General features: G+C 69.7%; 11 protein-coding genes. 1 reads left to right on the forward strand and 10 read right to left on the reverse strand.

What is annotated here, in order from left to right:
• Positions 1 to 72: 72 nt before the first annotated feature.
• The 4 genes from ACFXOA_RS02495 to proB form a co-directional block, all read right to left on the reverse strand.
• Positions 73 to 651 (reverse strand): hypothetical protein, encoded by a 579-nt coding sequence (locus ACFXOA_RS02495; protein ID WP_385021270.1) that lies wholly within the window; start codon positions 649 to 651, stop codon positions 73 to 75.
• A 72-nt stretch (positions 652 to 723) separates the two neighbouring features.
• A complete protein-coding gene (locus ACFXOA_RS02500) occupies positions 724 to 2,007 on the reverse strand; it encodes a glutamate-5-semialdehyde dehydrogenase (RefSeq protein ID WP_385021273.1) in 1,284 nt (427 codons plus the stop codon).
• A 322-nt stretch (positions 2,008 to 2,329) separates the two neighbouring features.
• Positions 2,330 to 2,815 carry a hypothetical protein gene (locus tag ACFXOA_RS02505; RefSeq protein WP_385021276.1) on the reverse strand — a complete coding sequence of 162 codons (486 nt, stop codon included), beginning with the start codon at positions 2,813 to 2,815 and terminating at the stop codon, positions 2,330 to 2,332.
• Between the two features lie 130 nt (positions 2,816 to 2,945).
• Entirely contained in the window at positions 2,946 to 4,064 is a 1,119-nt protein-coding gene (proB, locus tag ACFXOA_RS02510) for a glutamate 5-kinase (RefSeq protein WP_385021279.1), read from the reverse strand.
• Between the two features lie 292 nt (positions 4,065 to 4,356).
• Here proB and ACFXOA_RS02515 point away from each other — a divergent pair, with 292 nt between their 5' ends.
• Positions 4,357 to 5,784, forward strand: coding sequence for a polysaccharide pyruvyl transferase family protein (locus ACFXOA_RS02515; protein ID WP_385021282.1), 1,428 nt, complete (start codon positions 4,357 to 4,359; stop codon positions 5,782 to 5,784).
• Positions 5,785 to 5,878: 94 nt separating this feature from the next.
• Here the strand turns inward: ACFXOA_RS02515 and ACFXOA_RS02520 are convergent, their stop codons facing one another.
• The 6 genes from ACFXOA_RS02520 to rplU form a co-directional block, all read right to left on the reverse strand.
• On the reverse strand, positions 5,879 to 7,108 hold the full coding sequence (locus ACFXOA_RS02520) for a glycosyltransferase family 2 protein (RefSeq protein ID WP_385021285.1): 1,230 nt from the start codon (positions 7,106 to 7,108) through the stop codon (positions 5,879 to 5,881).
• A gap of 255 nt (positions 7,109 to 7,363) precedes the next feature.
• Positions 7,364 to 9,559 carry a hypothetical protein gene (locus tag ACFXOA_RS02525; RefSeq protein WP_385021288.1) on the reverse strand — a complete coding sequence of 732 codons (2,196 nt, stop codon included), beginning with the start codon at positions 9,557 to 9,559 and terminating at the stop codon, positions 7,364 to 7,366.
• Positions 9,560 to 9,696: 137 nt separating this feature from the next.
• The gene (locus tag ACFXOA_RS02530; RefSeq protein ID WP_385021291.1) at positions 9,697 to 11,196 is read right to left on the reverse strand and encodes an SDR family NAD(P)-dependent oxidoreductase; all 1,500 of its coding nucleotides are present in this window, start codon (positions 11,194 to 11,196) and stop codon (positions 9,697 to 9,699) included.
• 304 nt (positions 11,197 to 11,500) lie between these two features.
• Positions 11,501 to 12,937, reverse strand: coding sequence for a GTPase ObgE (gene obgE, locus ACFXOA_RS02535; RefSeq protein ID WP_385021294.1), 1,437 nt, complete (start codon positions 12,935 to 12,937; stop codon positions 11,501 to 11,503).
• Between the two features lie 141 nt (positions 12,938 to 13,078).
• Positions 13,079 to 13,336, reverse strand: coding sequence for a 50S ribosomal protein L27 (gene rpmA / locus ACFXOA_RS02540; protein ID WP_014045902.1), 258 nt, complete (start codon positions 13,334 to 13,336; stop codon positions 13,079 to 13,081).
• A gap of 14 nt (positions 13,337 to 13,350) precedes the next feature.
• Positions 13,351 to 13,671 (reverse strand): 50S ribosomal protein L21, encoded by a 321-nt coding sequence (rplU, locus tag ACFXOA_RS02545; RefSeq protein WP_014045903.1) that lies wholly within the window; start codon positions 13,669 to 13,671, stop codon positions 13,351 to 13,353.
• Between the last annotated feature and the right edge of the window lie 328 nt (positions 13,672 to 13,999).

A 13,999-nucleotide genomic window follows, 5' to 3' on the forward strand; every position in this document is an offset into this window, starting at 1 on the left:
ACGACCCGGCACAGTGCGGGGACGGCTCAGCACAGTGGCGGCGACGGCCCAGCAGAGTGCCGGGGGGACGGCTCAGGGGGTGCGGGGGACGGCGGAGACCGCCGGACGGGAGGCCTCGGCAGGGGACGGACGCGCCGCACCGGGCTCGTCCACCCCGCTGGTCACCGGCGGCGGCACCTTGTCCTCGCGGTCGCCCGCCGCACCGCGGTAGACGGCGCTGAAGGCCAGTGCCACCATCCCGATCCCCATCAGCAGAGCCAGGATCCAGGCGACCGGCCGATGCCAGCGCGCGGCACCCCGGTACGGGCGCAGAGAGCCGCCGTGAGGGCCGTACGGGCCGTCCGGCGGACCGTCGGGATCGTAGAGGTCGTCGAAGGGTCTCTCGCGGGCGTACAGACCTTCCGGCACGTAGTCGTCGTAGAGGTCGTCGTCCAGCGCGCCGCCGCCCGAGCGCGCCTTGCTTGCCTCCGCCTCGGCACGGGCCTGCGCGGCAGCCAGGAGACGCTCGACGGCGGTGGGTTCGTGGATCTCGGCGGACCTGATGAAGTCCTCGTCGAACACCACGGAGGCGAAGTCCTCGTCCGCGCCCCCGCGGTCGTCGTCGGGCTCCCAGCCGTCCGGGAACGGCCTGCCCCCCACGTCGTCCGGCACGGCTTCAGCGTAGCCCCGGCGGGACCGTTTTGGGCAGAGAGCCCGCAAAGTGGCCCGTTCCCACCGGGGGCGTCAGCGCGTGTGGCCGTCCCCGGTCACGATGTACTTCGTGGACGTGAGTTCCGGCAGCCCCATGGGCCCGCGGGCGTGCAGCTTCTGCGTGGAGATCCCGATCTCCGCGCCGAACCCGAACTGGCCGCCGTCCGTGAACCGCGTGGACGCGTTCACCGCGACCGTCGTGGAATCCACCAACTGGGTGAACCGGCGGGCCACGGCCTGCGAGGTGGTGACGATCGCCTCGGTGTGGCCGGAGGACCAGAGCCGGATGTGCGCCACCGCGGCCTCCAGGGACTCCACGACCGCGGCTGCGATGTCGTACGAGAGGTACTCGGTCTCCCAGTCCTCGGCCGTCGCCGCCACGACGGTGGCCTTGGAACCCTCGGCGTACCCGAGCACCCGCTCGTCGCCGTGGACCGTCACCCCCGCCTCGGCCAGGGCGTCCAGGGCCAGGGGAAGGAACTCGTCGGCGATGTCCTTGTGCACCAGGAGGGTCTCCGCGGCGTTGCAGACACTCGGGCGCTGAGCCTTCGAGTTGACCAGGATGTCGACGGCCATGGCGAGGTCGGTCCGGGCGTCGACGTACACGTGGCAGTTGCCCGTGCCGGTCTCGATGACGGGCACCGTCGACTCCTCCACGACGGTGCGGATCAGAGAGGCGCCGCCCCGGGGGATCAGTACGTCGACCAGGCCGCGGGCCCGCATCAGCTCTCGGACCGAGTCGCGGTTCTCGCCGGGGACCAGCTGCACCGCGTCCGCAGGCAGACCGGAGCCGCCCACCGCGTCGCGGATCACCCGTACGAGCGCCGTGTTCGAGGCATACGCGGAGGAGGATCCGCGGAGCAGGACGGCGTTGCCCGACTTGAGGCAGAGGGCGGCGGCGTCGACCGTCACGTTGGGCCTGGCCTCGTAGATGATGCCGACCACCCCGAGAGGCACCCGCACCTGGCGCAGGTCGATCCCGTTGGGGAGGGTGGAGCCCCGGACCACTTCGCCGACGGGGTCGGGAAGTGCCGCCACGTCACGCGTGTCGGCGGCGATGGCCCGGATGCGTTCCGGTGTGAGCGTGAGCCGGTCGACGACCGACTCGCTGGTCCCCGCCGCGCGGGCCTTCGCGACGTCCTCGGCGTTGGCCTCGACGATCTCCCCGGTACGCACCTCCAGCGCGTCCGCGATCGCCAGCAGCGCGTCGTCCTTCGCCGCGCGCGGAAGTGGCGCGATGTCGTCGGCGGCGGCACGTGCCCGGTAGGCGGCCTGAGCGACCGGGGACATGTTGTCGTACGGCGAGAGCGTGGTCATCCCCGCAGAGTAGTGCGCGCACCACGGGCGTCCGGCACGCATCCCGTGATACGAGACGGTCGCCGGACACGAGACGGTCGCGGGCACGCTGGGCCGCCGTACACGCGACGGTCGCGGACACGCGGGGGCCGCCGGACACCGAACGGTCGCGGACACGAGACGGTCGCGGACACGCGGGGCCGCCGGACATCAAGCAGTCGCGGACACTCAAGGTTCGCCGGACACGGAACAGTCGCGGATCAAGGCGTTCGCTGGGGACACCGGACAGTCGCGGACACGCAGCGGCCGTACCTGCCCGCGGCCACCGGTACGGCCGGCTCGGTCAGTACGGGTGGACCCCGACCGGCGCCGCCGGTGGCGGCCCGTAGCCCTCGGCGACGCGCAGGTGGTACGTCTCCCGGTCGATGACTTCCAGGCCCACGATCTCCCACGGGGGCAGCTTCGCGCTGGTGCGGTGCTCGCCCCACAGCCTGAGCGCCACCGCCGCCGCGTCGTGGAGGTCCCGGGCCTCCTCCCAGTAGCGGATCTCGGCGTGGTCGTTGGCGTAGCGGCTGGTCAGCAGGAAGGGGTGGTCGTGCGCCAGTTGCTCCAGCCCGCGTCTGACCTCCTTCAGGGGCGTCTCACCGCCGGACACGCTGAGGGTGATGTGCCACAGCTTGGAGCGGGTCCGTTCCTCGTCCGTCACCACCGGTTCCTGATCGAGGGTCTGGTCGGCCGGTGTGCCGACGAAGTCGGCCCCCGCTCCGACGCTGGTCAGGGCGCGGCTGCCCGTTCCGCGGGGCGGCGCCCCCGGGCGCGCTCGTCTCACCGGCGGCCTCCTGTGAATGTGTGGCTGTACTGACCCCTCTGTGTCCCCGAGACAAAGTTGACCAGCCCGAAGCCCGGTGTGGGGTGGTTTTCGTGAAGGTCTCCGCCCTGGGGCGGGACTTTGAGCCGTTTCAGGGGGTACTCGGGGGCGTCAGGACGACGAGATCGTCCCTGTGTACGACTTCGCGCTCGTAGGCGGGTCCGAGTTCACGGGCGAGGTCGCGGGTGGAGCGGCCGAGCAGTTGGGGGATCTCCTTGGCGTCGAAGTTCACGAGCCCGCGGGCGACCGCCGTCCCCGACGGGTCCCGCAGCTCGACCGGGTCACCGGCGGAGAACTCGCCCTCGACCGCGGAGATCCCGGCGGGCAGCAGGGAGGTGCGGCGCTCGACGACCGCCCGCACCGCTCCGTCGTCGAGGGTGAGCGCGCCCTGCGGGGTCGAGGCGTGGGCGAGCCAGAGCAGCCGGTCCGCGGAGCGGCGCCCCGTCGGGTGGAAGTAGGTTCCGGTCTCACGCCCCGCGAGGGCGTCCGCCACATGGCTCGCCGAGGTGAGCACCACCGGGATACCTGCGGCGGTGGCGATCCGGGCCGCCTCGACCTTGGTGACCATGCCGCCGGTGCCGACCCCCGCCTTTCCCGCGCTGCCGATGCTCACGCCCTCCAGGTCGGCCGGTCCCGTGACCTCGGCGATGCGGGAGGTGCCCGGCACGCTCGGATCCCCGTCGTAGAGGCCGTCCACGTCGGACAGGAGGACGAGGAGGTCGGCGTGGACGAGGTGGGCGACGAGAGCGGCGAGCCGGTCGTTGTCGCCGAACCGGATCTCGTCGGTGGCGACGGTGTCGTTCTCGTTGACGACGGGGAGCGCGCCCATCTCCAGCAGCTGGTCCAGGGTGCTGTAGGCGTTGCGGTAGTGGGCTCGCCTGCTGGTGTCGTCGGACGTGAGGAGCACCTGTCCCACCCGTACGCCGTAGCGGGCGAAGGAGGCGGTGTAGCGCGCCACGAGCAGGCCCTGGCCGACACTCGCCGCGGCCTGCTGCCGTGCCAGGTCCTTGGGCCTGCGGACCAGACCGAGTGGGGCGAGGCCCGCCGCGATGGCGCCGCTGGAGACGAGGACGACCTCGCGCTCGCCGCCGCTCCTGACCTTGGCCAGCGCGTCGACCAGGGCGTCCACCCGGTCGGCGTCGAGCCCGCCGGCCGCCGTGGTGAGGGAGGAGGATCCGACCTTGACGACGATCCTGCGGGCCCCGGTCACGCCCGGCCTGCCCACCGCCCCGTCACCGGAGGCCGTGCCCGCCGCGCCCTCTGTTCCCTCTGCCGCGCCTCGAGATTCCCTTGCCCCTGACACGTACGCCCGTCCCCACATCACGTCGTCCTGCTCGGTCGCCTCAATCTACGCGAGGCGGGATGCGCGCACCGCGCCGTCTCAGCTGCTGTCGCGGCCGTCCTCTACACGGCGTGACGGCCGGAAAAGCGCGACCGACATACGCCCGAATGGAGTCATTTACGTAATCTCCACCAGGCGTTCATCGGGCTACCCTCTTTACGTGACAGATGAACCGGCCCGCCAGAAGCGCGTCCTCCTCCGATCAGGCAAGAGCCCTTTCGATGTGGCCTCGCTCGAACAGTCCCTCCACAGAGACGTCTTCGCGACCAACGCGGGCAACCTGATCTTCAGCGATGCGGCGCACAAGCTGCTGACGACCCCGCGGGCCGAGGTCTTCTCGAACGGCATCCGCACCGACCCGTCGGCGGCGGCCCGGATCAACGAGGAGTTCGACGTCTTCGTCGTGCCTCTGGCCAACGCGTTCCGCCCGACGTTCGAGCGGCCCCTGAAGCGGATGACCCAGCTGATCAAGAAGCTGCGCATCCCGGTGGTCGTCCTCGGGGTCGGCGCGCAGGCGGATCTCAGGTACAACGCGGACCGGCTGAAGCCGATGGAGCCGACGGTCAGGGAGTTCGTCTCCGCGGTGCTCGACCACAGCGCGTCGATCGGTGTGCGGGGTGAGTTCACCGAGCAGTACCTGAAGAACATGGGCTTCCGGGACGTCGAGGTGATCGGCTGCCCCTCGATGTTCATGCACGGCGAGACGTTCACCCTCCAGAAGAAGGCCGAGTCCCTGACCGCGGAGTCCAGGATCTCGGTGAACGGCTCGCACAGCGCGGTGCGCTCGCACGGCCTCGACGCGATCATCCGGCAGGCCCACGCCCGCTATCCGCACCTGCGGTTCGTCGGGCAGAACCTCCTGGAGGCCGAGCTGCTCCACTGGCGGGAGACGGCGAACCCGATCGGCGCGCAGACCTCCATGCCGACCCATCCGTCGCACCCGATGTACCAGGAGGGCAAGGTCCGCATCTACGTCGACCCGGCCACCTGGATCGAAGAGCTACGCGCGTTCGACTTCTCCTTCGGCTCCCGCATCCACGGCAACATCGCGGCGCTGCTGGCCGGTGTCCCGAGCACGGTGCTCTGCAGCGATTCGCGCACCCTGGAGCTCTGCCGCTACTTCGGCATCCCGCACCGCAAGATCTCCGAGACCCCGAAGAACATCGACCCGGCGGAGCTCTACGAGGCGGCCGACTTCAGTGAGCTGGTCAACGGCCACAAGGAGCGCTTCCTCCGCTTCACCGGCTTCATGGAGAAGAACGGTCTGGAGAACACCTTCCACCACGGTGACAGGGGCAAGGCGTTCGACGCCCAGCTCGCCAAGCTGGCCCTGCCGCCCGCCGTCCGCCCGTGGACGGGGACGGATCCGGACGAGATGAGCAGCCGGTTCAGCTTCATGAAGCACCGGATGGACGAGCTGGCCGAACAGAACGCGCTGCTGCTCAGCCAGCTCCAGAAGAAGGCCGGCCCGGTGAACATCAAGGTCCAGCCGGGCCAGGGAGCCGCCGCCCTGCCGTCCGCCTACCGGCGTGCTCGGCGCGTGGTGGGGCGCCCCGTCCGCAGACTGCTGCGCCCGGAGTCGAACTAGGGGCCTCTCGTCTGGATCATGCCGGGCTCGTGTGCCCTGGATGCGCCGGACGGCCCCTGGGTGACCTGCTGGTCGGGCGGCCCGCATATCCGAGTCAGGCCTTGTGGGCACGTCCCGGCACGTGCAGGGTGGCGGCACGGAGTGTCCTGCGCGCCTTGCCCTTCAGCCGGCGCATGAAGGCGGCGGGCGACTGGGGGCCGGGCACATCGATCCGCTTGCGCCCGATCCACTCGGTCATGGTCAGCTCGTACCCCGACCTGGGCAGCACCGAGCCTTCCTCGAAGTGCGGGTAGACCAGGTACGGACGGCCCCTGAGCCCCTTGCGCACGAGCCTGGGACGCTTCTTCTCCGCCATGAACCGCAGGATGTCCAGGAGCAGGTCGAGTCGGCCCTGCGAGATGCAGATCAGCCGGAGCCTCTCGTGCACCTTGAGACGCCGGGCCAGCCCGGGTGTCCAGTAGGCCGCCAGCAGCGGGGCGGCGAGCTCCATCTTCTTCGCCCGGACCTCGTCGGACTGGCGCAGCAGGGCGGGGCCGAACTGAGGCAGCAGGGTGATGACGAAGGGGCGGACCATCAGCATGTCCCGCCGGGGCCCCGGCGGGACATGCTCGGCGATGAGCGCCGTCAGCGCCCGGGCCGAGTCGAAGCGCAGCAGATAGCTTCCGCTCTTCGTCACGTGCTTGCCGTCGTCGCGTCCCACGAGGTAGTAGCAGGTGTAGTCGGCGACGACGGAGACGCCGTTGCCGCGCAGGTACGCCTCCATGGTGAAGAGCGCGTCCTCACCCGTCCGCAGTTCCTCGTCGAACCTCATCCCGAGCCGCTCGAGGAGTTCCCTGCGGAACAGTTTCTGCGCGCTCAGGGTGAACTTGATGTTGGAGGAGTACAGGTCCGCCCGTTCGACGGTCTCCTTCCACATCGACTTCGCCGCACCGCGGTTGACGCCGACGACCTTTCCCAGCACCACGTCGGTGCCGGCCCGGTCGCCCATCGCGACCATGCGCTCCAGGGCTTCCTCACCGAAGTAGTCGTCCGCGTCGAGGAAGAAGACGTAGCGGCCACGGGCGAGGCCGAGACCGACGTTGCGCGGGCCGCTCGGACCGCCGGAGTTCTCCTGCCGGACGACGCGCATGTCGATGGCGGTCCGGGCGGCGAACTCCTCCAGGTACTCCCCCGTGCCGTCGGTCGACCCGTCGTCCACGGCCACGATCTCCATCCGTCCGGCCGGGAGCGTCTGGGCTTCGACGGACTCCAGGCAGCGGATCAGATAGGGCATCGCCTCGTAGGCCCCGATGATGACGGTCACATCTGGTGCGGTGCTGTTCATCTCTCCCCGGTTCGCACATAACTCATCGATCAGGAGAAACGATAGAACGACGGCACGTGCCCCGCTCCATGCACGTACGCGCCGAACGGCCCGTACGTTCCCCTCCCTGAGGAGGAGACGGACGAGCCGTTCAGGAGGTTGCGTCGCCGGGCGGACAGCTTTCGAACAATTGGATGACAGCCGGATTACAGCCGTTCGTCACCTTCGCGCGCCGGGCCGCCGCCGTCGTTTCTCACAGCTCCGGGGACCCAGGGGTCAGCGGACGGCCGAGGGGCCGGTACCGATCTCGGCGTCGGACTCCGGTACCGCGGGCGTGTCCGGGTCGATCGCCGCATCGACGACGGCGGCGATCTCCGCCTCGCCGTCGCCCGCGCCACTGGTGGCCGACTCGGCGTCGGGCAGGGGGGCGGTGGGCTGCGGCCCGCCCAGACGCTGGGCGACCCCGGCGTTCCGGGCTTCGGCCTTCGCCGCGAGGGCGTGGACGGCCGCGTTGAACTGTTCCATGGACGTCGGCTCGTCCGGGCCCAGGAGGTAGGTCTTCAGCTCGTGCCGGGCCTCGGCCAGCGGGTCCGCCGCCGGGTCGGTCACCGACCGCAGCAGTTCGTCGATCTGCGCGGCGTCGTTGGACAGGATGACAGCCGCCCGTACGGCGGTGTTCTGACGCTTGAACTCCTCGGCGCCGATCTGCGCCGAGTCGGTCACCGCGTACGGCTTGCCGCTGGCGATGAAGTCGGACACCACGCTGGAGATGTCCGAGACCATGGCGTCGGACTGGTTGAAGCAGTCGTACAGCTTCGGCTGGGCGCCGCTCACCGTCTTGTGCTCCCACCAGCCGAAGGAGCGCCAGTAGGCGTCGTTCCACTCGGCGCGCAGGGTGGCGATCTCCGCCTGCCGGGCGGGGTCCGCCAGCGAGACCCTGGACTCCTCGGACTCATCGCCCCCGGCGCGGCCGGGCTGCGACAGGTCCGCCAGACGCGCCTTGATGCGGACGAGCTCCGCCTTGGCGGCGCCGTGTGCGGCGGAGGCGGACGAGGCTTCCTTCGCCCAGCGCGGGTCGGCTGCCCGGTCCTGCGCGGCCTTGGTGATCAGGGCCTTGATCCGGGCGTTGACCGCCTTGGCCTGGGCGCTGCGGATGCCGGTGAAGGGGTGCGGCTTGTAGATGACCCGGACGGGGTTGTCCGCGGCCAGCAGCCGGCGGACGATGTTCTCCCCGGCCAGCAGCAGTGAGGTGTTCCCGGGGTTGTCGTCCCAGCCCTCCCAGGTGGGGGCGTAGAGGACCGTCGGGATGGGGTTCCTGGTGGTGCCGGTCCAGCTCTCGATCGGCGCCAGCTGCGGCCGCCCCACCTCGACGATGTCCTCGTCCCGGATGCCGACGTCGGCCAGGGCGTACCGGTCCCGGCCCGCACGGCCGGCCGTCCACACCTCGTCGTACACCTTGGAGTACGGGTTGACGCTGGCGAGCTTGTCGCTGTCGCCGTGGCCGATGAAGACGTGCTTCATGGTCGGGACGCGCAGCATGTGGATGTTCTTGCCGACGTTGGCCGGATACAGGCACACACGGACGGTGGAGAGGTTCAGGTTCATGAGGTGGGTGCCGGCGGGCACGCAGATCACGGGTACGGACGTGTCCGCGAGCTGCGAGACCAGGTTCCGCTCACGCATGATGATCAGCGGCCGGCCCTCGACGGCGGCCATCGTGTCCAGCCACATGTTGCCCTGGTAGGCGGATTCGTTGGAACCCGAGAAGTAGAGCACCACGGTCGGCTGGTACTCGCCGAGCCATGTGTCCAGCGCCTTCAGCACGGCGGGGGCCGAGGGCGCCCTGCGGCTGCGGCGCAGGTACGGGACGAGCAGGGCGTTGTAGCCGACGGCCAGGACCAGCGTGATGCCCGCGCCCACGTACCCGATGACGTCCTCACCGGTGCCGGCGGCGAGGAGGACACCCACCACGGCCGGAAGGTCCAGGTGCAGCATCTTCTCGCTGGCGCGGTGCAGCAGCGCGCGCGGCGGGGCGTCGGGGATGCGGACGGCGTGCAGGTCCACGTTGCGGGTGACGATCGGCAGGCTGCGCCGCAGCCGGATCAGCGTGGTCAGGGCGCCGTGGGGTGCCTGCAGCCCGTAGAAGACGAGGAAGCAGGCGACGGCCGCGTAGAAGAGCGGCTCCTCGGCGAGGTCCAGCCGGGCCAGGAGAAGGATGACCATCAGCTGGCGGAGCAGGAAGCGGATGGGCAGTCCCGCCCGCACCTTTCCGAGCCGGTTGACCAGATAGCTGCCGCGCTGGTGCAGGTACCAGTCCGCGACGTACGTGACAGCCGTGGCCGCCGCGAAGAACCAGAGATCGGGGAGAAGGGCGGCGATCATGACGCAGGGATAGCCCAGCACCATCAGTATCGCTGCCGCCAGTTCTGACCTACTGCCCACACGGGCCAGGCGGATGGCTGTCGAAATCACGAAGAACCTGCTCCTGGGGGTGCCGGTTGTTTCACGTATAGAGGGAATTGTGAAGATGCGGCTTCACGCACTCGGGCCTCCGGATTCACCGAATCGGTGATCCCAGAGGCCCGTAAAAGTACATTTGTCAAGAATTATTACACATCTTCTTGACGGTCCAGGACCGAGGCCAGCGCCTGCTCGAATCCCGATGCCTCGGTGACGTCCGCGGTCGGGTCCTGCTGGCGTACGTCGATGACGTGTCCGGTCATCGCGGACAGGAGCACGTCGAGGGAGGTACGCGCCACGGCCTCGGAGGAGAGCAGCGAGCCCTCCGGCTCCTGGCCGAACGCCTTGGTCCGCATGGGCGTCGCCGTGCGCTCCGGGTTCACGCAGTTGACCCTGATGCCCTCGCCCGCCCACTCGTCGGCCAGTGCCTGGGTGAGGTTCACCATGGCGGCCTTGGTGGAGGAGTAGAGGCTGTACTCGGCGCGGCCGCGGGTGTAGCTGCTGGATGTGTAGAGGAGCAGCTGCCCCTGCGTCTCGGCCAGGTACTTGTACGAGGCCCGGGCGATCTGCACGGGGGCCAGGTAGTTGACGTTGAGCGCTTCCTGGATCGTCGAGTTGTCCGTCTCCGCGAGCTTGCCGATACGCAGCACACCCGCGGTGTTGATCACGTAGTCGACGCGGCCGGTCTCGGCGTAGGCCTTGGAGAGCGCCTCGTCGATGTGCTCGGGGTTCTCGACGTGGGTGCCGGTGGTGGAGCGGCCCAGCGCGTAGACACTGGCGCCGTACTGCTCGGCCAGCGTGGCGATGTCGGCACCGATGCCGTACGACCCGCCGAAGACGACCAGCGTCTTGCCCGAGAGCAGCTCCCGGTAGGCGGCCTCGTCGGCCTGGCGCGGGGCGGCGGTGGAGGCCAGCTGGAAGAGCTTGTCGGTGATGAAGACGTCGACCGGCTGGGTCACCTTCATGTTGTACTCGTCGCCCGCGACCACGTAGATCGGCACGTCGGGGAGGTACCGAAGGACGACCGAGCAGTCGTCGGTGGCCTGGAAATTCGGGTCGCCGGCCGCGACTTCGTACGCCTTGCGGATCGTGGAGAGCTTGAACGCCTGGGGGGTCTGCCCACGGCGCAGCCTGGAGCGGTCGGGGACGTCGGTGATGAACTCGCCGTCCTCGCCGTGCGTCCGGGTCACGATGATCGTGTCGGCGGACGGGATCGCCACGTCGACCGCCTGGTAGCGGTCGAGGGCGTCGACACAGTCCTTGATGACTCGCTGTGACAGGAGCGGACGGACCGCGTCGTGGAAGAGGACGTTGCGGTCCTCACCCTCCGCGAGCCCTTCGCCGAGGGCGGCGATGGCGCGCTCGGTCGTCTCGTTCCGGGTGTTGCCACCCTCGATGATCTTGATGACCTTGGTCAGCCCGGCCTTGGCGACGATCTTCTCGACGTCGGGCACGAAGCCCGGCGCCATCAGCACGATGACGTCGTCGATGCCCTCGGCGTTCTCGAAGATGGTCAGCGTGTGCTCGATGACTGCCTTACCGGCGATCTTCAGCAGCTGCTTGGGGATCGACAGACCCACACGCTGGCCGGTTCCACCGGCGAGCACGACCGCTGTGGTCCGGGGCTTGGCTTCATGCGGCACAGACACAGACGACCTACCTTGTGACGACAGGGGGGAACAGTGTGATGGTCGCACTCTCCGTGACCGTCTCGCAAGGCGGACGTTTACCGGCGCTTGCCTGTGGGAAACCCGCAGTTCACCGCCTGGCCAGGGGTGTTGCCTCCTCCGAGGCATGTACCCGGAGTGACAGACTCCACAGACGTCTTACGCGATTCCCACAAGGCCGACCCGCACCGCACCGCCCCTGACCTGGACATTTCCTCCGGTCCGGCCGTCTCCCCGCAGCGCGGGGGACGGCCGGACCCAGCCGGTCACGTGTCCGGGGCGCAGCCTAGAAGGGGTCGAACTCGTCGTACTCGCGCTGCGCGGCGTCCCGCTCGGACTCGCGCTCGCGGCGGCGCTGGGCCGCGGGGCGCGGGGCCTCCATACGGTGGTCCTCACCACGGCGGCCCAGCATCTCGGCACCGGCGGCCATCGTCGGCTCCCAGTCGAAGACGACGGCGTTCTCCTCGGGGCCGATGGCCACGCCGTCACCGGCCTGGGCGCCGGCCTTGCGGAGCTCGTCCTCGACACCGAGGCGGTTCAGGCGGTCGGCGAGGTAGCCGACGGCCTCGTCGTTGTTGAAGTCGGTCTGACGGATCCAGCGCTCGGGCTTCTCGCCGCGGACCCGGTAGATGCCGTCCTCCTCGACCGTCACCGTGAATCCGGCGTCGTCGACGGCCTTGGGCCGGATGACGACCCTGGTCGACTCCTCCTTCGGCTTGCTGGCGCGAGCCTCGGCGATGATCCCGGCGAGGGCGTAGCTGAGGTCGTTGAGGCCCTTGTGCGCGATGGCGGAGACCTCGAAGACGCGGTAGCCGCGGGCCTCCAGGTCCGGGCGGATCATGTCCGCGAGGTCCTGGCCGTCGGGGATGTCCACCTTGTTGAGGGCGACGATGCGCGGGCGGTCCTCGAGCCCGCCGTACATCCGCAGCTCCTCCTCGATCATGTCGAGGTCGGAGAGGGGGTCGCGGTCCGACTCCAGCGTGGCGGTGTCCAGGACGTGCACGAGCACGGAGCAGCGCTCCACGTGCCGGAGGAACTCCAGGCCGAGGCCCTTGCCCTGGCTGGCTCCCGGGATGAGTCCGGGGACGTCCGCGATGGTGTAGACGGTGGAGCCCGCGGTGACGACCCCCAGGTTGGGCACCAGGGTCGTGAACGGGTAGTCCGCGATCTTCGGCTTGGCCGCCGAGAGCACGGAGATCAGCGAGGACTTGCCGGCGCTCGGGTAACCGACGAGCGCGACGTCGGCGACGGTCTTGAGCTCCAGGACGATGTCCCGGCTCTCCCCCGGCTCGCCGAGCAGCGCGAAGCCGGGCGCCTTGCGGCGGGCCGAGGCCAGTGCCGCGTTGCCGAGGCCGCCCCGGCCGCCCTGGCCCGCCACGAAGGTGGTGCCCTGACCGACCATGTCGGCGAGGACGTTGCCCGCCTTGTCCAGGACGACGGTGCCGTCCGGCACGGGCAGGACCAGGTCCTGCCCGTCCTTGCCCGAGCGGTTGTCGCCGGCCCCGGGCTGGCCGTTCGTGGCCTTGCGGTGGGGGTGGTGGTGGTACTCGAGCAGAGTGGTCACGGACTGCTCGACGACGAGGATGACGTCGCCGCCGCGTCCGCCGTTGCCTCCGTCGGGGCCGCCGAGCGGCTTGAACTTCTCACGGTGCACGGAGGCCACGCCGTGGCCTCCGTTACCCGCGGCGGCATGCAGCTCGACGCGGTCCACGAAGGTGGTCATGGTGGGGGCCTCCAGGTACTGCGGAAAAATACGGAATTGTCTCTAGACGTAACGCGCCGAGGGCGGACCCGCTTCCCCGGTCGCCCGGGAAAGCTGAGATCCGCCCTCGGAAGGTGCTGAGTCGTTCAGCCGTTGCCTGGATCAGGCAGCGACGGGAACGATGTTCACGACCTTGCGGCCACGGTGGGTACCGAACTCCACCGCACCGGCGGTCAGCGCGAACAGCGTGTCGTCGCCGCCACGGCCGACGCCCGTGCCCGGGTGGAAGTGGGTGCCACGCTGGCGGACCAGGATCTCACCGGCGTTGACGGCCTGACCGCCGAAGCGCTTCACGCCGAGCCGCTGAGCATTGGAATCGCGCCCGTTCCGAGTGGACGATGCGCCCTTCTTGTGTGCCATGTCTCCTCAGTCCCTTACTTCGCAGCCGCGGGGATACCGGTGACCTTGATCGCCGTGTACTGCTGGCGGTGACCCTGGCGGCGGCGGTAACCCGTCTTGTTCTTGTAGCGAAGGATGTCGATCTTCGCGCCCTTGTGGTGGTCCACGACCTCGGCCTGGACCTTGATGCCGTCCAGCACCCACGGGTCGCTGGTCACGGCATCGCCGTCGACAACGAGCAGGGTCGAGAGCTCGACCGTGTCGCCAACCTTGGCGGTGGAAATCTTGTCAACCTCAACGATGTCGCCGACAGCAACCTTGTGCTGGCGACCACCGCTGCGCACGATGGCGTACACGCGGATCTCTCTCTCACTCGGAACGGATCCCCTGATGCCAGCCGCCCGCGCGGGCCGGGGCCCACGACAGTCCGGAAGGATGAGCGGCCTCCCCCGGGGACGGATCACCGGGAGGGATGTGCTCAGGGGGTAGGCGCACAGAAACACGCCGAGGGTCAAGGCTACGGGGCGGGACGCGGGGGGTCAAACCGGGTCCCGCCGGGCCGCTGACGTCCGACCGGCCGCGCGGTGGTGGTAGAACTCGTGCCTGACTCCCGAGAACGCGGACCCGCAGGACGGCGGGACCAGCGGTCCAGGGGCGGGCGGTCCCGCCCGTCCCGGTGTTGGC

The sequence above is a fragment of the Streptomyces sp. NPDC059166 genome (assembly GCF_042755185.1).
Classification (GTDB): domain Bacteria; phylum Actinomycetota; class Actinomycetes; order Streptomycetales; family Streptomycetaceae; genus Streptomyces.